Genomic DNA, 19,576 nt, shown 5'->3' with positions numbered 1-19,576 from the left:
GTACTTCCGTTTGGTGGGGCGGCTGACCAGGTCGGCCGTGGGGGCGTCAGAGACTCGCGCCGCCGTCCACGTAGAGGTCTTGGAGGGTGATGTGCCGGGCCTGGTCAGAGGCGAGGAACACGACGGCGTCGGCGACATCGCCGGGTGCGGCGATACGTCCGAGGGGGATGCCGAGGCGGAAAGCGTCCGGGCAACCGTGGACCGCTGCCCGGGCCCCGGCGTCGGCGTCGTCCCACAGGTCACGCTGCATGGGGGTGTCCGTGGAGCCCGGCGAGACCACGTTGCAGCGGATCCCGTACTGCGCGAGTTCCAGGCCCAGGCAGCGGGTGTACTGCACGGCGGCAGCCTTGGACGCGGCGTAGGCGGCGAGCTGGAGGCGTGGAACCCGGGCTGCATTGGAGCCGATGGTGATGATGACCCCCGATCGGCGCGGGACCATGAGTGCGGCCGCCTCTCTGCAGGCGTTCAGTACACCGGTGGTGTTGACGGCGAACATCGCGTCCCAGTCCGCGTCGGTCACCTCGTGTGCTGCCCCGGGCCGGAGGATTCCGGCGCAGTTGACCAGCAGCCCCGTCGGCCCGAGGCCGGCCTCGGCGGAGGCGAACGCGACGCGGACCTGGGCGCGGTCGGACACGTCGCAGGTCAGGCCGACGCCGTGGCCGGTATCCGCGACCAGCTTGTCCAGCACAGCCGCGTTCTTGTCCAGCGCGGCCACTTGCCAACCCGCCAGGGTCAGCGCGCGCACGACCGCGCCGCCGATCCCCCCAGCCGCTCCGGTCACTACAGCAACGGGGCGCATGACCCTCCTGTTTCCGTCGCACCATGCAACAGCGTGAATACTTACCGTGAGAGTTTTGGTGTCATCCTGGGTGCCTGCAAAGGCATTTGTCCAATTCCGAGTTCCGACAGGAGCACCTTGTGACCACCACTGCCGCCCTGGGCGGCTCCCCCCTCCTCGACGCCCCGCTCGACGACCTGCCGACTGCGGACGAGCTGGTACGGGCGGCCGTGCGCTGGCACTTCGACCCCGCCACCGGCTCGCCGTTCTGGTTGCGGCGGGCCGCGACGCTCGGCTTCGCCCCGCTGACCGAGGTGACAGGCCGGGCCGACCTCGCCCGTTTTCCCGACGTCAGCGTGGAGTGGCGCACCGTGCCCGTCGAGGACCTGGTCCCCCGCGGCACCGTCGGACGAGCCGGGTCGGCGCGGATCTACGAGAGTGGCGGGACAACCGGCGCCCCCAAGCGGATCGTCGAACTCGGGTACTGGCAACGCACCGCGGACTGGACCAGCGTCCGCCTGGACCTGATGGGCTTCCCCCGGGGCGGCAACTGGCTCTACCTCGGCCCCACCGGGCCCCACGTCGCAGGCAGGCTGTTCACAACTCTCGCCCGCCAGCGCGGCGGGTCCTGCTTCACCGTGGACTTCGACCCGCGCTGGGTGCGCCGCTGCGCGCAGGAGGGACGGTCCGAAGAGGTCGAACGTTACCTGGCCCACCTCGTCGACCAGGCCCGCTGGGTACTGGAGTCCCAGCAGGTGCAGATCCTGTGGGCGACGCCGCCCGTACTGTCCGCCATGGCCGCGGACCGGGCGCTCACCCAACTGATCCGCGACCGCGTCGGCGGCATCCTCTGGTCAGGAACCTCCGCGGACCCGGAAACACTCCACCTACTGGAGCACGAGGTCTTCCCCGGCATCCCGTTCGCCGGAATCTACGGCAACACCCTGATGGGCGTGGCCCCCCAACGCCCCGGGCGGCCCGACGACCCCTCGTCCTGCGTCTTCCAGCCCTTCCACCCGCATGTCCTGATCGACCTGCTCGATCCGCTCACCGGGGCCGAGACGCACTACGGCGAACGCGGCCAGGTCAGGCTGCACCACCTGAGCCGTGACCTCTTTCTCCCGGGCATCATCGAACGCGACCTCGCCACCCGCGTCCGCCCGGCTCCGGGCGAGAACGGCGACGGCCTGGCCGACGTACGCCCGCTCCCCTCGGCAGGCCGACCCATCGTCGAGGGCGTGTACTGATGGAGCAGATCGAGATCATCCGAGCGGGCGCAGACTACCGCTCCCGACACCGCGACGTTCTGCGGGACGTCAGCAACACCCCCGTCGCCGACCTCGGGCTGGCGCCCGCCCTGCTGGTACGACTTGCCGTCGAGGAACTGCATCAGGCCGGGCCTGCCCCGGACGACAGACATCGTCTGGAGGTGATCGCCCGTGCCGGGCGCGCGTTCGCCGAGGACACCCTCGGCGACGAGAGCCCCGACGCGTACTGCCGCAAACAGGCACGCCTGTCCGGGGTGCCTGTGCGTGCCGCCCGCCGCACCCTGGCCACCGTGGCCAGGGCGACCGCCGAACTGCCGACCGCTCTCCAGGGCCAGCGCCCCCCGGCCACGCTCCGGGACGGGGCATCCTGGGCTCGCCGGGGCCGCTCCCTGGCCGTGCACGCTCCGGGCAACCACCCTTTGCCGCACCTGGAGTGGCTGCCCGCCCTCGCACTGGGATTCAAGATTGCGCTACGGCCCTCCCGTCGTGACCCGTACACCCCACGCCGACTGATGCGCGCCCTGCTCGGCGCCGGCCTCGACCCCACCGCGCTGGCGTTCCTGCCGACCGACCATGCCTGCGCGAACAGTCTCACTCGCCATGCCGACCTCGGGCTGGTCTACGGCGGACCGGACGTCGTCGCCGCGCACGCCGCCGATCCCACCGTGCGGGTGCAGGGACCGGGCCGCTCCAAGATCCTGCTGACCGCCGACGTCGACTGGGCCGACCACATCGACCTGCTCGCCGAGTCCGTCGCCGCCGACGGCGGCGTGCAGTGCCTGAACACCACGCTGATCCTGGCCGAGGAGGGCACCGACCACCGCGCCCTCGCCCACGCCCTCGCCGAACGCCTGGCCCAACTCCCCGACCTGCCCCCCGAACACCCGGACGCCGCCCTCCCCGCACGCCCGCTCACCGAGGCCCAGGCCGTCGCCAACCGGCTCCAGAGCCTCGCCGGGACGGAGCTACTCACCCCCCGCTCCGAGCTGGTGACGGACCTCGCCGACGGCAGCGCCCTGCTGCGCCCGGCCGTCTCCTGCGTGTCCGAGCCGGACGGCGTACGCCGTGCGGTCGAGTTCCCCTTCCCCTGCGTCTGGGTCGCCCCCTGGCACAGGCCGGCCGGACTCGCTCCTCTCACGGATACCCTGGCACTCACCCTTCTGTCCCACGACGGCGACCTCGCCACGCAGTGCGCGGCCGCCCCGTCCATCCGCACCGTCCACCTCGGCCCACAACCCACCACCGCGTACCAGACCCAACTCCCCCACGACGGATACCTCAGCGGCTTCCTTATGGAGGCACGGACCTTCGCCCAGCACTGGGTCCCCTCGCAACCCGGCCTTCGCACCGAAGTCCCGGCGTGATAGTCATACGGGGTAGCCACGGCCTATCCGCGTCGCTGCCCAGCGCTCCACGTCATGCCAGAAGCTTGCACCCGGCTCAAACCACCGGGCACGCGGGGGCGGCCACCGGCGCCGGTCGAGGGTCTGTGTTGAGAAGCCGTTGCAGTATCGATCTTGGTGGGCGTGTGTTCGAGGCCGTCGGCTCAGTCGGGTGATCTTCTGACTGGCCGGGCATGAGAGCGGGGCCTCCCGCACAGCTCGTGGGTGTCGAATCCAACCGAGCAACAGGAGGCCCCTGGTGCCGCAGTCTTCCGTGCCGGCGTCGATGTCGTCCAACCCCTGACGTGTGATTGCCTCGCTCACCGGTTCGGGAACGCCAGGGACTGGCCGTACAGGCGCACGAGGTGTCCGTCCGACATGAGCGACGCGGAATGGGCGGCCATACGCGACGCGATGCCGGCCCCCGGCCGGCTGGAGGACCGAGGCGGGCAACCGGAGAGCTATTGCCACCGGCAGATGGTCGACGTGGTGCGCTACCTGGTAGCGGGCGGCATCACCTGGCGGGCGATGCCCGCGGACTTCCCCGCCCGGGACCGTGTCTACGCCTTCTTCCGGCGCTGGCGGGACAAGGGCCTGACCCGCCGAGTTCCACGACCGGCTGTCCGAGCGGGTCCGCCAGGTCGCGGGCCGGGACCCGAAGTAGACGGCAGGCATCATTGATGCGCAGTCGGTGAAGGGAGCCGCGTCGGTGCCGGCCTCGACCAGGGGCTTCGACGGCGGGAAGAAGGTCAACGGACGCAAGCGGCACATCGTGGTGGACACCCTCGGACTGCTGCTGGCCGTGATGGTGACCGCGGCCTCGGTCACCGACCGGGACGCGGGACAGACACTCCTGAACCGGCTGCGTGAACGGCACTGGCACGTCACGCGGGTGTGGGCCGACGGCGGCTACACCGGACGCCTGGTCGACCTCGCCCGCGACGCCTGGCGGATCGCGCTGACCGTGGTCAGACGCAGCGACGACACCAGCGGTTTCACCGTGCTGCCGAAGAGATGGCTGGTGGAGCGCACGTTCGCCCGGCTGATGCACTCACGCCGACTGGCCCGTGACCACGAGAGACGCACCGACACCTCGGAGGCGGTGATCCAGTGGTCGATGAGCACGGTCATGAGCCGCCGCCTCGCCCGACGGGCACGCTGAACAGTCCCGGACCTTCCTCCGCCAGCCAGCCCCGCGCGGCCAGGCGTTTCGCCTTCGACCGTACCCCTTCAGCCTTCGCCGCAACCGTCTCCAGACCGATGGCCGCAGCGAGTTGCCGACAGTCCATCGCCTCCCCGGCCTTCCCGCCACCGGCAGCCAGAGCGTTCAGGATCCGCTGGTAGTCCGGCGCGAGAACCGTCGCACAGAGCCCTTCCTGCCACTGCGGCACCACCGAGCCGGGCGCCGCCGCCGGGATCTGCGACGACTGTTCACCGGCCGCCGCGACCGGCGCCACGCCCTCACCTCCGCGAGACTCCGCCAACACCTCGCCCACCGTCTCACGGACGATCACGAACCGCTCCCACACGGCTTCCGCCTCCCGCAACTCGGCCTGGAGAGCTTCCCCCGCTGCCGAGCGGCGCTTGTCCTCGTGATCACTCGCGCAGCCGGGACGCGTCGAACACTGACCGCAGTAAGGAGTCAGGGATGTCCCCCGTCGGCAACCACCAGCACCACTATAGGACTGCTATGGTCTAGTTATGGCTAATACGACGATCCAGGTGACGAAGCAGACGCGTGACCACCTCGCTGAGCTCGCCGGGGAGCGCGGGCTGAGCATCGGCCAGCTCGTCGACGCACTCGCGGCCGCGGAACCCACCGCCGCGCAGCGGGCCGAGCAGGTGGCGGCAGCCCGGGCGCATGCGCGTGAGGTGATCGGCGTCGACGTCAGCGACGAGGAGTTCGCCGCACTCGATGTACTCGGCAACCTGCGACGGATCGCGGCGGAGAAGGTGCTGGCCATGCCGGGCAGGGACGCCGCGTGATCATTCTGGACACCAGTGCCGTGACCGCCCTCGCCTCGGGGCACAAGGCGCTCAACGCGCTCGCGGTCAACGTCACCGCGAGCGGAGACCGGCTCCTCGTACCGGCACTGTGCCTGGCGCAGGCCGAGGCCGACCACTCCGGAGCCTCCCGCGCCGTCCTCGGATACCCGTGCGCCGAGGTCGAGCCGCTCGGGCAGATCGACGCACCGGCCGTGGGCACAATGTTCCGCGACGGCTACGGCGGCATGGACACCTGCCATGCCCTCTACACCGCACTGCGCCGCACGGGCACCGGCGGCATGCCGATCCTCCTGACCGACGACGAGAACCGCTACCCGCCCGGCATCCTCGCCATCGGCATCGACACCCCCGGCATGCTCGGCTTCCACTGACCACCGGTTCCCGGGCGAGCCTGCAGCGGCCTCGTCCGCGCCCGCGGCCGCGGCCGTCGGCGCGATCGTGCGGTGATCGAAGCGGTGCAGCACCGGGGGACGTCCGGCAGCGCGGATCGAACGAGAACACCCACGGCCTGCCGGGGTACACGGGCCCTGACACCCGGCCGCCGACACCACCACTCGGGTCCGGCCGGATGCGGGTGGCGTGCCAGGACTGGCCCTGCCTGCGAAGTCCTCCCGGGACGGCCCCGGCCCAGCACTCCTGGCTCCCCGGCAGAAAGGAGGCGTCGCCCCGGGAGGGAGCAGAAACCCCGGGGCGGCGTGCACCTTTCAACGAGCCGCTGGTGCAGCGGTTCTCCGCAGGGTCCGGTGCGCGCCGCACACCAATCGCCCCGGCCAGCGCGCGCGGAGCCGGGAGGGCCCTGGACGCGCCCGTCGGCGGGCCGACGAACTCGCCCAGGTCGATCCGGACTGGCAATCCGCGCGAGCACCCGTGGACGGTGGACTGGCAGCGGCGTCACGCCTGTCTGGCCCAGCTCCTGGCGCCCGGTGCGCGGCTGGCGGATATGGTTTGCCGGGGTGACCCTGCACTGCGAGGACGTCGGGCGATGGCTCGCCTCCCGGCTAGGGGCGCTGAGCGAAAGTTCCTAACCATGATGCGGTTCTGCGTCTGCGGTCAGGGCGGACGGCAATGCATGTACGGAGAAGACCTCGCCCGAGGATGCTCCGGGCACATGCGCGAGGCTCGCCGCCCAGGCCACAAGGCGGGCTGCGACGTCGACGGAGTCGGGAGCGTCGGGACCGCCCATGTCGGTCGGTATCCAGCCGGGTTCGACTGCGTTGACCACGATGTGGTCCGGTCGGAGCGCCAGCGACAGGTTGACCGTGGCGAGCTCGAGGGCGGCCTTTGATGCGCGGTAGCAGGTGTAGTGTCCGTCCGCGCGTTCCGGGCGGGCCTCCGCGCTGCTGATATTGACGACGCTGGCGCTGTCAGCCGCGCGCATCAGCGGAAGGAAGGCCAGCGTGGTCATCAGCGGACCGCCGATGTTGGTGAGCAGGGTGGTGCGGCAGGTCTCGAGGGTGAGCGAAGTGAGTTGCGCGTCCTCAGGGAGGAAGACGCCGGCGTTGTTGATCAGGGCGTCCAGGGTGCCGCCCGTGCAGTCGGCGATCTGCTCGGCGGCTGCCCGCAGGCTGGCCGGGACGGTGACGTCCAGGGGGACGCTGAGGGCTCGGCCGCCGTGTGTGAGCACATTGTCCACAAGCGAGTCGGCGGTCGCGGGCCTGCGGTGGCCGGCCAGGACGAACCATCCTTGCGCGGCCAGCAGTTCGGCGGAGGCCCGGCCCAGGCCGCGGTTGGCCCCTGTGATCAGGACATGCCGAATGGGATCGGGCTCAGGGCTCGGTCGGGTAGGGCGGCCCGGGTTCCTGCGAGTGGGGGTGTTGGTCATGCCCGGTGCCCGCCCGGAGAGGGTTTCGTGCCGGCCCAGTTCAGGACGCGATGCCGGTAGCCGGCCAGGGTGTCGGCCGGTGCGCGGCCGCCGTCGATACGGTGGAGTTCCTCGGTCAGAGCAAGCGCTTCGGCCAGCTCGTTCTCGGTCAGCTCGTCCGTGCGCATCACCACGTTGAAGCTGGTGAACTGGTCCTGGTCACCCCGGATCCAGCCCTTGCTCAGGGCCAGGTCGTGCAGTGGCGTGCCGGGGTAGGGGGTGATCACTCCGACGTTGAATTCCTCTGATGACAGCCCCAGCTCCAGGATGAATTCCAAGGTGTTGGCGATGGAGCGCCGGGTCTCGCCAGGAAGACCGAAAAGCAGGAGAAAGAGCATCTTCAGCCCGGTCTGGTGCGCTGTGTGGTGGAAAGCCCTGACGGTGTCCAGGCTGAGTCGCTTGCGGACGGCACTGTCATGCATGCCGGCGTCCCCGCTCTCGACTCCCACCTCCACACCGGCGCAGCCGGCGTCGACCATCACGCGGATCAGTTCCTCGTCGAGCCGGTCGATCCGGGTTTCGCACCACCACCGAATGCCGGTTCCGGTCCGTTTGATCGCTTCGCACAGGGACAGGGTGCGCCGCCGGTCGAAGGTGAAAACAGGGTCGCGGAAGACCACGGCTGTGATGCCGAGCTGCGCGCACTGCTCGAACTCAGCGGCGATTCGCTCCACCGGGTATGCCCGGACCTTTTTGCCCTCACCCAGCGGATAGGGGCAGTAGAAGCTGCAGGGGTAGGGGCAGCCGAAGCTGGCGTTCATCGTGGTGACGCGGTGTCCAGGAAGCGCCGGAAACACGTAGTGGCGGTGGTCGACGAGATCACGTGCCGGCAGTGGTTCGCCGGCAAGATCACCGTAGATCTGCGGCAGGCGGGCCAGGTCGCCCGCAGTCTCGGCGGTGATCAGCCCGGGGTTACGGCTGTCGCCTGTGGCCCCGGCCCCGACCAGGCGCCCCAGGTCGGGGATCGCCTCGGGCAGAAGCAGGCCTGCGCAGCCGCTGGTGGTAAGGATCTCCTGCCACTGGTCGTGCCTGCGGATGCTGGTGTAGGCGAAAGTGCGCAGTCCGGCCGCGGCGAACTCGGCCAGTTTGCGGATGTCCTCGTGCATGGCCGCCAGCGACACCTGGCAGATCACGATGTCCGCCTCCGCCCGTCCCTCCCGCGTATACGCGGCCGGTGGGAGTACTCCGTCCACTTCTTCGTCCACGATGTGCGGCACGCTTCCCGCGGCCCGCAGGACTCCGGCGATGCGCAGGAGGTCCAGGGGCGGCAGCAGGTTACGCTCACCGGGGTTGACCGTTCCGAGGCCGCCCGCGTATGTGCGCTGCAGCTTGGGCCCGAACGATGTCTTGGGGCTGATGAGGAGCACTCTCTGGGCGGCTTCAGGCTCCGCTTTTTTTGTGCCCTCCATCAACGCGATCCCCTTCCGCTCCGCCAGAACGTGATTGGTGCAGGATCTGTTCTCGTTTGTCGGGGTCAATGCTTACCTGCCGGCAGACGCGCCGCAACGCACGGAATCCAGCCAGAGCGATCAACAGCTCCGCAGATGCCCGATCTGGTCTCGGCCTGGCCGCCGGCACGGTCACAGACAGGCTTCGCCAGCCCTCGTCACGGGGAAGCCGTAAGCGTCCACGAGCAGGACCGGTCGCGCTGTGGGAGGGGTTTTCGGACGTGGGTTCTGGCTTGTCCGGCGGCGGGCGGCTCACTGACCTATCTTCACGGTACGCGTCGGCTGACTACGTCCCGCATCTGCCGCTGCCCAGCGCGGAACCCCTGCATCGATGGCATGAAAGGGGCTACAAGGCCGACTTGACCGGAGATTTTCCCTGCTTTCAATGTCACCGGGCGTCGTGGCACGCAGGTGTTCCTGGAGTATGAGGACGATCCCGGCCACATCGACACGCTCGACGTAGGGGGAAGTCCTCAGTCGTATCGACGTATTCGCTCCGAACGCGACCGAGGCTCTGTGGATCACCGAAGCTGGCACCATCCAAAGGGCGCTGGTCAGGCTCGCAGAACTCAACAGACGGTGGGAGGTCAAGCTGGGCAGCCGGGATGTCATGGCGGCGTGTGGAGGCGAGTTCAACGCCGGCTTTTCGCCCCGCCGACTGGACGGGGTGCCTCGGGCCGGCTGTCTGGCGGCAGGCGTGGTGTGCGGGGCGGCTTCAGTGCCGCGCTGGATGCCCAGGGGCGGGAGGCCTCGCGCTCCCGGTTCGGTGACGAAGAGCGGCTCCCACCTCAAGTGATCGGAGATATATGACACCGGTTTTCGGCAGTCAGAGCGCTGACGCGCGGGCAGCCGGGGCGGGCGATCGTGTCTGCCGGGTGCTGGTGACCGACTTGGACGGCACCCTCCTCGGGGGGTCTGCGGCCGCGCGCGGCCGCCTGCGGGCGGTGTTGGCGGCGCACCCCGAGATCACTGTCGTATTCGCCACCGGGCGGGGTCTGTCTTCCGTTCAGGACATCCTTCGGCGTGACCCGCTCGTCCCCGGGCCGAGATGGATCATCGGGGACGTCGGGGCCAGCGTCGTCGACACCACGGACATGAGTCACCTCGACGTGTTGGAGGAACGGCTGCGGGCGGGGTGGCCCGGCACCAGCCCGGTCCGCGCCGCGCTGGATCGCTTCCCTCAGCTCGTGTTTCAAAGCGGCGTACAGCAGGAAGGACGCTGCTCGTACTACCTGCGGCCCGAGCATCTGGCCAGGGAGATCACCGACGTTGTCGCCCAGCTGGGATGCAGGTGGACGTACTCCGCCGGCCGCTACTTCGACGTACTGCCGTCGGGCGCGAGCAAGGGAAATGCGCTGGAGTTGCTGGCCAGAAAACTGCGGTGGCCCATGACCTCGGTCCTGGTCGCCGGCGACTCGCTCAACGACCTGTCCCTCTTCCTTCTTGGCGCACACGGGGTGATCGTGGGCAACGCCGAACCGGCCCTGCGCGCTCGTGTCCCGGAGCTTCCTGCGGTGCGGCGCCCGGAGTCGGTGGGCGCGGAGGCGATCGTGGAGACGGTGTGTGATCTCGGCTGGATGGAGCGGCCGCGTCCGGTCGTCATCGGCTATCACCGCCCGCCGGTGCGCTGGGCCGGTGGCAGTTGGGGGCAGCCCTCGAGCCCCAATGGGATCCTGCCGACCCTGCGGAGCGTCCTCGATCCCGCGGTCCCGGGCTCCGGAGCCGCTTTGGATGCGGTGTGGGCGACCGCGCTGGCAGGCGACACGAACCCCGACCCCGCCGGGCACGAAACCGGTCTTCCCCTGGCGTTCCTGCCCATCGCGGCCGGCCAGTGGGCCGGCTACTTTCACCGCGCCTGTAAAGAAACCTTGTGGCCGGTGCTGATGTCCCAGCCCGACCGCATGCGCTTCGACCCGTCAGCCTGGGCCGACTACGAGACAGTCAACACGGCCTTCGCCGACCACATCAGCGCCCACGCCGGCCAAGGGGCGACTGTGTGGCTGCACGACTACAACCTGTGGCTGGTCCCCGCCCGTCTGCACGCCATGCGACCGGATCTGCGCGTGGGGCTGTTCCACCACACCCCCTTCCCCATTCCCAGCATCTTCGCCCGGCTCCCCGTGGCCCGGCAGATCCGTACCTCCCTGGCCTGCCTCGACTGGGCCGGCTTCCACACGGATGCCTTCGCCGACAACTTCCACGACGCCCTCGCCGGTGCCCCGAGGATTCCGGCCACCGGCGTCCATCCTCTCGGCATTGACCGGGCAGCGGTCGAAACCCTCGCCCGCAACCGCACCGCCTTGCTCTCCGGGCCCGAACCCAGGAGCGGGATCGAGGACGGTAGCAGCGAGATGCTGGTGCTCTGCGTCGAACGTCTCGACTACGCCAAGGCGCCCGTTCAGAAAATCCACGCATTGCGGCGACTGTTCGACCAGCACCCGCAGCTGCGCGGCCGGCTCCGCCTCCGCCTCATCTGCCCACCCCCCGAACCTGGCCTGCGTGCCTACGACACCACCCGCACCCAGCTCGAAACCGCCATCACCGAACTCAACACCGCTCACGCCACACCCGGGTGGCAGCCGGTCCAGTACATCCCCCGATCACTGCCCTTCACCGACCTCATCGACCACTACATCGCCGCAGACGTGTTCTGGGTGACCTCCCTGGCCGACGGCATGAACCTGACCGCCAAGGAGTACATCGCCACCCAGCACGCGACCGGCCGACACGGCACCCTCGTGCTGTCCCGGTACGCCGGAGCCGCCACCCAGCTCGCCCCCGCAGCCGTCCTGACCGACCCCCACTCCCCCCACGACCTCACCTGTGACCTCCACCAGGCCCTGACCATGCCCGCCGCCGAACGCCACGCCCGCATGACCCACCTCGCCCGCCTCCTCGGCGACCACAGCCCCACGCAGTGGGCCCAGCAGATCCTCACCAGCATCCGGATCGCCGGCGGAGCGCCGTCCTGAACGCCCGGAACGCTCACCTGTGACACAGAAGACGCTCAACCCGGCAACTTGGAGTGCTGTTCTGTCACCGGATCGCGGGGCTCCCCATTCCTTATCCACGGCCAGCCCTGCGGCCGCACCCATGCGACCGGCGACGAGCCAGAGCGAGCAGGACGGTCGCCGTCCTCGAGGTTTCGAGCCGCCGACGCATTGGCAGTGGGACTTGTCAGCGGTGGTGATGGGACAGAGGGGGCGGCCACCCGGTGATCACTCAGTCGGGTGGCCGCAGTGGTTACCGTGGTGCTGGCGCTGCGCCACAATGGTTCAGGCGGTGGACTGCCGCAGCTGCCGCAGCGAGTGGACCAACTGGTCCACCTCCTGTGAGGTGTTGTACAGGGCAAGCGAGGCTCGGGTAGGCCTCCAGCGCTGCTCGCAGCCGCTCGTCGCCGTCAGCCAGTCGGGCCAGCTCATCGCGGTTCAGGCACAGTGCCACACCGCGGGTCAGCGCCTTGACGTAATGGGGCATGGGCGCGCCGCTGGTCCAGGATGCGAGGTCGAAGGTCTGGCCGTCACCGATGACTTCGAGGACGGCTTCGTCGCCGTAGCGGCCTGTGACGCGCTTCTCCGCCTTGCCGTGCACCAGCACCCACAGCTGCTCGCAGGGCTCGTCCTCCGTGGCCAGGACCTGCCCCGCCTCGAAGGTGACGGTGGTGAACGAACCGGCCAGTTCGGTGAGCAGGGCCGAATCGGCTTCCCGCAGGTAGGGCAGCTCACGCAGGTCCTCGGCGATGAGGCGATGGGTGCCGTTGTCGCTGTAGCTGCTGATGCGGTCGTCGCCCAGGACGAAGGTACGGCGGCGGTTGACACGGTAGACACCGGACTCGACGTCCACCCACGGCAGCGCACGCAGCAGATAGCGGGGGGTGATCGCCCGCATCTGCGGCCGGGTTTTGGTGGTGTTGGCCAACTGCCGTGCGGCATCGGGGCTGAGGCTTTGCTGGTAGTCGTTCATCGTGACCTCCTGGGCGAACTGTGGCGATCCGTGCACCGCCACGATCACCGGTGTGATCACCCGCCCACAACCAGACATGTGCCGGCGGCAGTCTTGAATTCTTCGAACGGTGCACCGACCCACCCCTCCCCATGGCACGCCCGCCCCTGAAGCTCGCCCGTGACCAAAGGCCCGTCAATATGACAGTGATCAAAAAACAGCGAAAAGCACCCCTGCGGACAGCGATTTTTTTGACTGCACAATCGGCCGGAAGCAATCGGTCCGATAAGTATGAAAAACATTCAATACGAACAACACGACAGGGTCGGTAATGCGGGCCGCCCCGTAGGCAACATCACACCGCCGTGCGCCCGGAATTCAATGACAAGCCTGCGGCCGCCGCCCGGTCGGCCGTCACCGTGGTGCGCAACTGGTGCGGCCGAACGACAGCGCCCCTGACCGGGGCGGCTCCGTGCCTCCCTGGGCGACTGGGCTGGCTCTGGGAACAGGTCGTCACAGGTCCACAGGCATGTGTGCAGTGCGCTTGCCGTCGGTGCTCGGCACGGGCGAGTGCTGCAGGTATTCACGTGCCAGGGCGGCAAGGGCGTCCTGGTGTTCGTAACCGAGTGGGGCCAGGTCGGGGGGCAGGACGTAGTCGGCGGGCATGGCCGCGTAGACCTCGTTCATGCGGTGTTGGTAGGCGTGCTGAAGTGCGTCGGGCCAGTTTCCGGTCAGGGGTGGGCGCATCCGGGATTCGGCCGTCAGGGCGTGGTGGTGGCCGGCGGCTTCCCGGGCGGCGTCTTCACGGCTCCAGTCGGTGATGGGGGCGCGGTCGGGGCACCAGGGGGCGAGCCACCGGCTGGGGCGGCCGTGGAGGATGGCGGCGGTGATTTCCTGGGCGATCAGCGGGGAGGTGTGCAGACCGTCGCGGTGGGTGCCGGCGGCCACCCACAGACCGGGCCGGGCGGTGGGTCCGAGCAGGGGGTGACCGTCAAGGCCGATGGGCCGGTTGCCGTGGTGGATTTGGTGCACGGCTGAGGTGGCCAGGCCGTGGTGGAGTTGTCCGAGGGCGGATTCCAGCAGGAAACGCAGGCTCCCGGCCGTCGGAGCAGAGCCAGGCGCCAGTGCTGGGGCGGCGGACGCTCCTATGTACCAGGTGCCGTCGGTCCGGGGAACGGTGTGCAGGCCACAGGCGTAGGCACGGTTCGGGGTACGCAGCACCGCGGACAGCCGGGCAGGGGCTGCCGCGGTGAACGCGGTGCCTTCGACGGACAGCACCGGCAGCACGTGCACGTCCGGATCGAGCGCGGTAAGTACCGGGTTGGTCCAGGCGCCGACGGCGACGACCGCCACCGGCGCCGTGACCGCACCCCCGGCATGGTGAAGTTGGTATCCGCGGGTCGTGGCGGACAGGGACCCGTCACCGGTAAGGATCACGTTGGGCAAGGCGTTCAGAGCCGCGTCCAGAGTGGCCAGCCAGCGCCGGACATCCAGAAAACCCTCTGCCGAAAGGTACAGAGCCTGCAGCGCGCGGTCGTTGTCCAGCGGCCGGTATCCGGGTATCTCCAGGGGGTCGACGTGCTCCACGGGCAGCCCGTACCGGCCTCCGGCACTCTGGACGGCGGCGAAGGCCTTTTCGTCCAGCCGCGCGGAGACAGCGTTCAGCAGTATGAACGTGCCCTGGCCATAGCCGTCCCCGTCCGGGGTCGTGGCGGCAGCCTGTTCGCGGATGCCCTCACGCCAGGACGGCCAGCGGCTGGCTGCTTCGACGGCCATCTGCAGCCTCAGCACGCTGTGAGGTCTGCTCAGTGACGTGTCGGTGACCTCGCCCAGTACGCCGAGCATCGCGCCCGCCGCGGAAGAGGCCGCCGGCCCGCTACGACCGCACAGCATCACCTCGAGTCCTGTGTCGGCTGATGCGAGAGCATAGGCGATCGAACGTCCCAGCACCCCGTCCCCGACCACCAGTACATCAATGCCGAGCCCGTCTTGACGCATCACGTGCCCCCGCCCGTCGCATACGGGCACCGACCCTCCCACACTCGGCGCGCCTGCCCGCCCCGCTGATTGTTTCCGGACGAAGGATTGGCCTGATGTACCCCGACGGCTCGTACTCACTTCGCCGCGACCGGCCAGGGGCCCGCTGGGTTCGGCCAGCGCGCCCGCAGGAGTCGGGGGATGTCCTGGCTTGCGCACCCGGACCGGTACCGCACAGACAAGGGCGCCGCTGAAAGGCATGGGCTGCCCGGTACGTCTGATCGGCGGTGTGAGGAACTCATGGCCCGTGTGGTCTTGTTGACCGGTTCGCTGGCCGAGCTCGACACCTGCCATGCCCTGTGCGCCAACGCACTGGCCGCAGGCGGGCACGAGGTGTGGGTCGGCTCGGTCAACCGCGTGTCCGCGCATGATGCCGACGTTTGCACCATCGTGGGGGGACGGCCCCCTCAAACGGAGCCGGGGCCCGGCCCATGCCCCGGGCACGGCCGGGCCCAGTCGGGCCCGGCCGGGCCGGCGGGAAGCTATTGCGCAGGTGCGGTGCCGGAGACGGCGACGCCAGCCTGACGGAAGTCGTCAAGAGCCGCGGCCGTGGTGTCCTGGGCGACGCCGACGGAGTAGTCCAGGCGTACGCGTGCGCGAAATCCCGCCGCGACAGCGTCCAGCGCGGTCGCCCGGACACAGTGATCGGTGGCGATGCCCACCACGTCGACGTCCTCCACCCCGCGCTCACGCAGCCAGTCGGCCAGGGAGGTACCCTGCTCGTCGGCTCCTTCGAAGCCGCTCTTGGACGCGCTGTGGGCGCCCTTGAAGAAGACGGCGTCGACCTTGCCGCCGGTGACGGCGGGAACGAAGTGAGGGTGGAATTCGCTTCCCTCGCCTCCAGCCACGCAGTGGACGGGGAAGCTGTCCTGGAAGTCAGGGGTGTCGGAGAAGTGGCCTCCCGGATCGATGTGGTGGTCCCGAGTGGCGACGATGTACCGGTAGTCGCCGCCCGCGCTTTGCTCGACCAGGTCGGCGATCGCCGTCGCGATCCGCGCGCCTCCCGTAACGGGAACACTCCCTCCTTCGCAGAAGTCCTTCTGCACGTCCACGACGATCAAGCCTCGGCTCATCACAAGCACCCTTTCACTACGACGGAACGACACCCGCGTTCTACCGGCCGCCTCACCTCTGTCGGAGACATAGCGGGCCGCGCTCACCCGCACGGCCGAGGACATTCACCGCAGGAACGATTCGCACCGTCAAAGATGATGAAGTACGGGCGGTTGCTGGCCAGCTCAGACTGAGGGGTGTTCCGGCCTTCTTCGGCGTACGCGGCCACAAAGGGCGCCAGGGTTCCCATCGGCCGCTCCCACCCGGGTGCCAGCGGCGGCGTCCACTCCTGCGAGGAAGCCCTCGGCGCTCTGGATCTGGCCGAGCGGACGGGGCTCGTCGGGCCCGTACCGCAACGCCGTCGACCTGCCCCTCTGCCCGGTTCCGGCCCGGGACCCGGCTGCGTAGTCATGGCGGCGGCGCGGCGTCTGTCGCTGAGCAAGCGGGCGCTGGCCTACTGGCTCGAGCGCATCCGCACCCTCACGCGGCCGAGGCTCTTTGCCCCCGCGTGTCAGGCCGGCCCCGGGCTGGCCGCCGTTGACCTCACTGGCCAAATCCCCACCCCGTACAGAAATGGTCTCGTAGACCGGGGTTTCGGGTGGGGTGTGCTTGGCGAAGTACTCCGACTATGGGCTTATCACCGGTTGCCGGTCATCCCGCTGTCGCTGTTTTCCGTGAGCCCCGAGGCGGGCGGCCCGTTCCGGTGCTGGGCCCGCGGGTCGATGCCGAAGCGAAGCGGACCGCGTGTGTGCTGGCCGGGGTGGCAACCCATGCAAGACCTATCGAGAGGTCCCTCGCACTGCGGCAGGCCGCCGCAGCCGCCTGTGAGCTGGTGGCCTCGCTGTCGGATCTGGCTCCGGCCGTGGCCGGTGAGGGAATGCCGGCGGAGTCGACCAGTCAGTCTTTCTTCCGGGTCCGTGAGCGAGAGCTGTCGGACCAGCAGGCCGCCCTGCACGGCCTCCTGGTCATCCACCGCGCGCTGGAAGATCTGTGTGATGCTCCGCTGTCGGGCGCCGACCTGGCACTGGAGGTGGCCGGGATGCGCCAGTCGGTCATCGACCTCACCGGCGCATCGCCGGGCGTCGGGCGTGATGTAGTCCCGCCGGTGGCCGTGCCTGAACCTGGTACGGGGGTGTCATTGGAGAGCGTGTGGAGCGCTCGGTGGCTCATCGGTCACCAGGTCCATGTCCTGTTCAACGTCTGCGCCGCGGTCGCCGTGGCCGACGCCACCGGCCACCTGCGGCACGGCGACAGCGATGCCGCGCTGCGGAGGTTGGGAGATGCGACGGTGTATGTGCGTGGTTTCCCGGCGGCCATGGTTCACGCCAGTACGATCCCGGCCGATTACTACAGGGCGGCGATACGCCAGAGCATGGCGCCCCCGTCGGTGGACATCCCGTTGAGCGGACGCCAGCACCGCGGATACAAGCTGTTCCGGGCGGCAATGAGGGATCTGCTGTCCGTGGTTCCCGACTCCTACGAGCACCTGGCCGCTCGCGCTCCCAAGCTGGCCGAGGCACGGGGCACTCTCCTGGAAGCCGACATCGTCGATGGTGAACGCCACGTCACCCTCGCGTACTCGATGGTGCATCTGGACCGTTCCATCGCCCAAAAGCCCGAAGGTCCCGACAATGCCGTCGCCGAACTACGGCTCATGCGCCATCGCCGCGCTGCCCAGTACGCCTCCCTGATCCGCTTCGGGGACCACTACATCGCCGACGCCGTGGCTCAGCTGCGCCACTCGTGAGTCCGCGCGTTCGCCATCCGCCTCCCGGCAGGAGACCTTGATGCCCGAGACGACACCCGGCACCACCCAAAGCGACGCCGTCGCCCGCCGGGAACTGGAGCCGGCCGACACCGACGCGTGCGAGCGGCTGGCCCGCACCCTGTGCACCGGCGGGCACGACCAGGTCGACAGCCCCGAATGGGTGGCACGGGCCCGGGACGCCTGGGAGGACCTTCCACTCCTGCTGCGCCGCGAGATGCGCCGGTTCAAAAGGGATTCCGGCCCGCACGGCACATTGGTGATCGGCGGCCTGCCCGTCGGTCAAGCGGCCCTGCCCGCGACACCGGCCGTACCCGGCTCGGTCCAGCGCCAGGCCACCGTCCCGGCCGCAATGCTCACCATGGTGGCCTGCGGACTCGGAGAGCCCCTCGCCTACCTGGCGGAGAAATCCGGGGCCCTCGTGCAGGACGTCGTACCGGTGCCCGGGCAGGAGGCCTTCCACGGCAACGCCGGATCGGTGCCGCTGTCCTTCCACACCGAGAACGGCTTCCACCTCCACCCACCCGACTATGTGATCTTCCTGTGCCTGCGCGCCGATCACGACCGAAGCGCCGGCATGCGCATCGCCGGCATCCGCCAAGCACTGCCACGCCTCACCCCAGCCAGCCGCCAGGCCCTGTTCGCACCGGAGTTCATCACCACGCCCCCTCCCTCCTTCTCCTCCGGCGTCACCAGTGAGCCAGACACCGTGCCCCGACCGGTGCTGTCCGGAGCAGCCGAGGACCCCGACATACGCATGGCCCAACTCGTCACCGCCCCGCTCACCCCCCGGGCCGATGCGGCGTTGGCCGAATTCGGCCGCGCCTGCGAAGCGACCGCCTGCACCCTGCGCCTGACACCCGGTGACCTGGTCATCATCGACAACCGCGTCACCGTCCACGGCCGCACCGCCTTCCACCCCCGTTACGACGGAGCAGACCGCTGGCTGCAACGCACCTACGTCACCACCGACCTGCGCCGCTCCCGTGACCACCGCCCTCACGACGGCCACATACTCACCCGGTGACCAGCCAGTCTGCAAGAAGGGAAAAGTGCCGTTGCCGCGGCCCCTCGTCCCGGTCGAGGACGGGCAGTAAGGCATTGGCTCCCACACCGGACCAGCCGTACCCGGCGTGCTGAGGTGGCGGATCGGTGCCGGGTCCGTCGGCTCACCGGTCGCACCCGCCGGGCCGGTTCAGGTCGGCACGACGAGGAACTCGGGTCCGTAGGTGTACGTACCGTCGCTGTCCGGCAGCGGCATCTGCGGGAGTGAACGCGCGGGGGAAGCGAGCTGGTACATCTTGCCGATCGACGCATTCGGCTCTGTGGACCCCTTCCGTGCCCTGAAACTGTGGTTCGTCCTGCGCACCCACGGCGTCGAGGGCCTGCGCGCACACATCCGCGAACAGCTCTCCCACGCCGCGCTCTTCGCCGACCTGGTCCGGGACAGCCCCGGCTTCGAACTCGTCTCGCACTCACTCGGACTGGTGTGTTTCCGCCTCGCCGGCGACAACGCCCGCACCGAGCGCCTACGTGCCGATCTCGACGCCACCCATCAGATCCTGGTCACCCCCACCACCGTTGACGGCCGCTACATCCTGCGCGCGGCCCTGGGCTCGCGTCTGGCATCCCAGACGTCCGTACGCAACGCCTGGGCGCTGGTGCGCGAGACCGCCGCCTCGATTCCCGACGGCCCAACCGCGTCCCTCGAAACGCCACCGACCACCTCCGTAGGCGCCCGGTAACCCCGGACGCACCCGAAAGACGCCCGCCCGCCCACACGCCCGGCAGGCCGCGGCCCGCGTACGGCACCACGTGGGATCCCGGCCACATCGACGCCCCCGCTGCCCCATCCCAGGGCGCGACGCGCCTCGTGCACACCAGCCCATGACCCACACCCTCGCCACCCGAACAACCCTGCGGAGAACACCGTGCACGACCATGACGACGCGACCGCAGCGGGCGAACGCTGGTTCGACTACGCGGCGGCGCACCCGCACTCCAGCACGGAGATCGGCGGAGTGGCCGTGGTCGC

The 19,576-nt window shown here is 69.5% G+C and carries 17 protein-coding genes; 10 read left to right on the top strand and 7 right to left on the bottom strand.

The window, feature by feature from the left end:
- Nucleotides 1–46 precede the first annotated feature (46 nt).
- The gene (locus ABD374_RS12855) at nt 47–799 is read right to left on the bottom strand and encodes a 2,3-dihydro-2,3-dihydroxybenzoate dehydrogenase (protein WP_344494619.1); all 753 of its coding nucleotides are present in this window, start codon (nt 797–799) and stop codon (nt 47–49) included.
- A gap of 119 nt (nt 800–918) precedes the next feature.
- Here ABD374_RS12855 and ABD374_RS12850 point away from each other — a divergent pair, with 119 nt between their 5' ends.
- From ABD374_RS12850 to ABD374_RS12835, 4 genes are all read left to right on the top strand, one after another.
- Nucleotides 919–2,025 (top strand): phenazine biosynthesis protein, encoded by a 1,107-nt coding sequence (locus ABD374_RS12850; protein WP_344494617.1) that lies wholly within the window; start codon nt 919–921, stop codon nt 2,023–2,025.
- Nucleotides 2,025–3,410 (top strand): aldehyde dehydrogenase family protein, encoded by a 1,386-nt coding sequence (locus tag ABD374_RS12845; protein ID WP_344494615.1) that lies wholly within the window; start codon nt 2,025–2,027, stop codon nt 3,408–3,410. Before ABD374_RS12850 ends, ABD374_RS12845 begins: the two co-directional genes overlap by 1 nt.
- Nucleotides 3,411–3,806: 396 nt before the next feature.
- Entirely contained in the window at nt 3,807–4,109 is a 303-nt protein-coding gene (locus tag ABD374_RS12840; protein WP_344494613.1) for a transposase, read from the top strand.
- A gap of 28 nt (nt 4,110–4,137) precedes the next feature.
- Nucleotides 4,138–4,590 (top strand): transposase, encoded by a 453-nt coding sequence (locus tag ABD374_RS12835; protein WP_344494611.1) that lies wholly within the window; start codon nt 4,138–4,140, stop codon nt 4,588–4,590.
- Here the strand turns inward: ABD374_RS12835 and ABD374_RS12830 are convergent.
- Nucleotides 4,556–4,942 carry a hypothetical protein gene (locus ABD374_RS12830; protein ID WP_344494609.1) on the bottom strand — a complete coding sequence of 129 codons (387 nt, stop codon included), beginning with the start codon at nt 4,940–4,942 and terminating at the stop codon, nt 4,556–4,558. The two genes, ABD374_RS12835 and ABD374_RS12830, sit on opposite strands and share 35 nt — an antisense overlap.
- Before the next feature lie 187 nt (nt 4,943–5,129).
- Between ABD374_RS12830 and ABD374_RS12825 the strand changes: the two genes are divergently transcribed.
- Together ABD374_RS12825 and ABD374_RS12820 are read left to right on the top strand one after the other, a co-directional pair.
- Nucleotides 5,130–5,414: a hypothetical protein gene (locus tag ABD374_RS12825; RefSeq protein ID WP_344494607.1), complete on the top strand. Its 285-nt coding sequence runs from the start codon at nt 5,130–5,132 to the stop codon at nt 5,412–5,414.
- A complete protein-coding gene (locus ABD374_RS12820; RefSeq protein ID WP_344494605.1) occupies nt 5,411–5,806 on the top strand; it encodes a PIN domain-containing protein in 396 nt (131 codons plus the stop codon). The genes ABD374_RS12825 and ABD374_RS12820 overlap by 4 nt, the downstream gene beginning before the upstream one ends.
- 650 nt (nt 5,807–6,456) lie before the next feature.
- Here the strand turns inward: ABD374_RS12820 and ABD374_RS12815 are convergent.
- Both ABD374_RS12815 and ABD374_RS12810 read right to left on the bottom strand, forming a co-directional pair.
- On the bottom strand, nt 6,457–7,257 hold the full coding sequence (locus ABD374_RS12815) for an SDR family NAD(P)-dependent oxidoreductase (protein WP_344494603.1): 801 nt from the start codon (nt 7,255–7,257) through the stop codon (nt 6,457–6,459).
- Entirely contained in the window at nt 7,254–8,774 is a 1,521-nt protein-coding gene (locus ABD374_RS12810) for an AprD4 family radical SAM diol-dehydratase (RefSeq protein WP_344494601.1), read from the bottom strand. Before ABD374_RS12810 ends, ABD374_RS12815 begins: the two co-directional genes overlap by 4 nt.
- Before the next feature lie 776 nt (nt 8,775–9,550).
- Here ABD374_RS12810 and ABD374_RS12805 point away from each other — a divergent pair.
- Nucleotides 9,551–11,716 carry an HAD-IIB family hydrolase gene (locus ABD374_RS12805; protein ID WP_425577225.1) on the top strand — a complete coding sequence of 722 codons (2,166 nt, stop codon included), beginning with the start codon at nt 9,551–9,553 and terminating at the stop codon, nt 11,714–11,716.
- 271 nt (nt 11,717–11,987) lie between these two features.
- Here the strand turns inward: ABD374_RS12805 and ABD374_RS12800 are convergent, their stop codons facing one another.
- The 3 genes from ABD374_RS12800 to ABD374_RS12790 all read right to left on the bottom strand — a co-directional run bounded on the left by ABD374_RS12800 (nt 11,988) and on the right by ABD374_RS12790 (nt 15,796).
- Nucleotides 11,988–12,707: a cyclic nucleotide-binding domain-containing protein gene (locus ABD374_RS12800; protein WP_344494597.1), complete on the bottom strand. Its 720-nt coding sequence runs from the start codon at nt 12,705–12,707 to the stop codon at nt 11,988–11,990.
- Between the two features lie 492 nt (nt 12,708–13,199).
- A complete protein-coding gene (locus tag ABD374_RS12795) occupies nt 13,200–14,684 on the bottom strand; it encodes an NAD(P)/FAD-dependent oxidoreductase (protein WP_344494595.1) in 1,485 nt (494 codons plus the stop codon).
- Between the two features lie 521 nt (nt 14,685–15,205).
- Nucleotides 15,206–15,796 carry an isochorismatase family protein gene (locus ABD374_RS12790; protein ID WP_344494593.1) on the bottom strand — a complete coding sequence of 197 codons (591 nt, stop codon included), beginning with the start codon at nt 15,794–15,796 and terminating at the stop codon, nt 15,206–15,208.
- A gap of 740 nt (nt 15,797–16,536) precedes the next feature.
- Between ABD374_RS12790 and ABD374_RS12780 the strand changes: the two genes are divergently transcribed.
- From ABD374_RS12780 to ABD374_RS12770, 3 genes are all read left to right on the top strand, one after another.
- Complete coding sequence (locus ABD374_RS12780) at nt 16,537–17,523, top strand: hypothetical protein (protein ID WP_344494591.1); 987 nt, start codon at nt 16,537–16,539, stop codon at nt 17,521–17,523.
- A gap of 40 nt (nt 17,524–17,563) precedes the next feature.
- Nucleotides 17,564–18,568, top strand: coding sequence for a TauD/TfdA family dioxygenase (locus ABD374_RS12775; protein WP_344494589.1), 1,005 nt, complete (start codon nt 17,564–17,566; stop codon nt 18,566–18,568).
- Between the two features lie 298 nt (nt 18,569–18,866).
- Entirely contained in the window at nt 18,867–19,286 is a 420-nt protein-coding gene (locus ABD374_RS12770; RefSeq protein ID WP_344494587.1) for a pyridoxal-dependent decarboxylase, read from the top strand.
- Nucleotides 19,287–19,576 lie beyond the last annotated feature (290 nt).

It is taken from the genome of Streptomyces enissocaesilis, from assembly GCF_039533765.1.
Taxonomy (GTDB): domain Bacteria; phylum Actinomycetota; class Actinomycetes; order Streptomycetales; family Streptomycetaceae; genus Streptomyces; species Streptomyces enissocaesilis.
The sequence above is the reverse complement of the archived record's forward strand: the minus strand, read 5'-3'. Positions and strand labels throughout refer to the sequence as shown.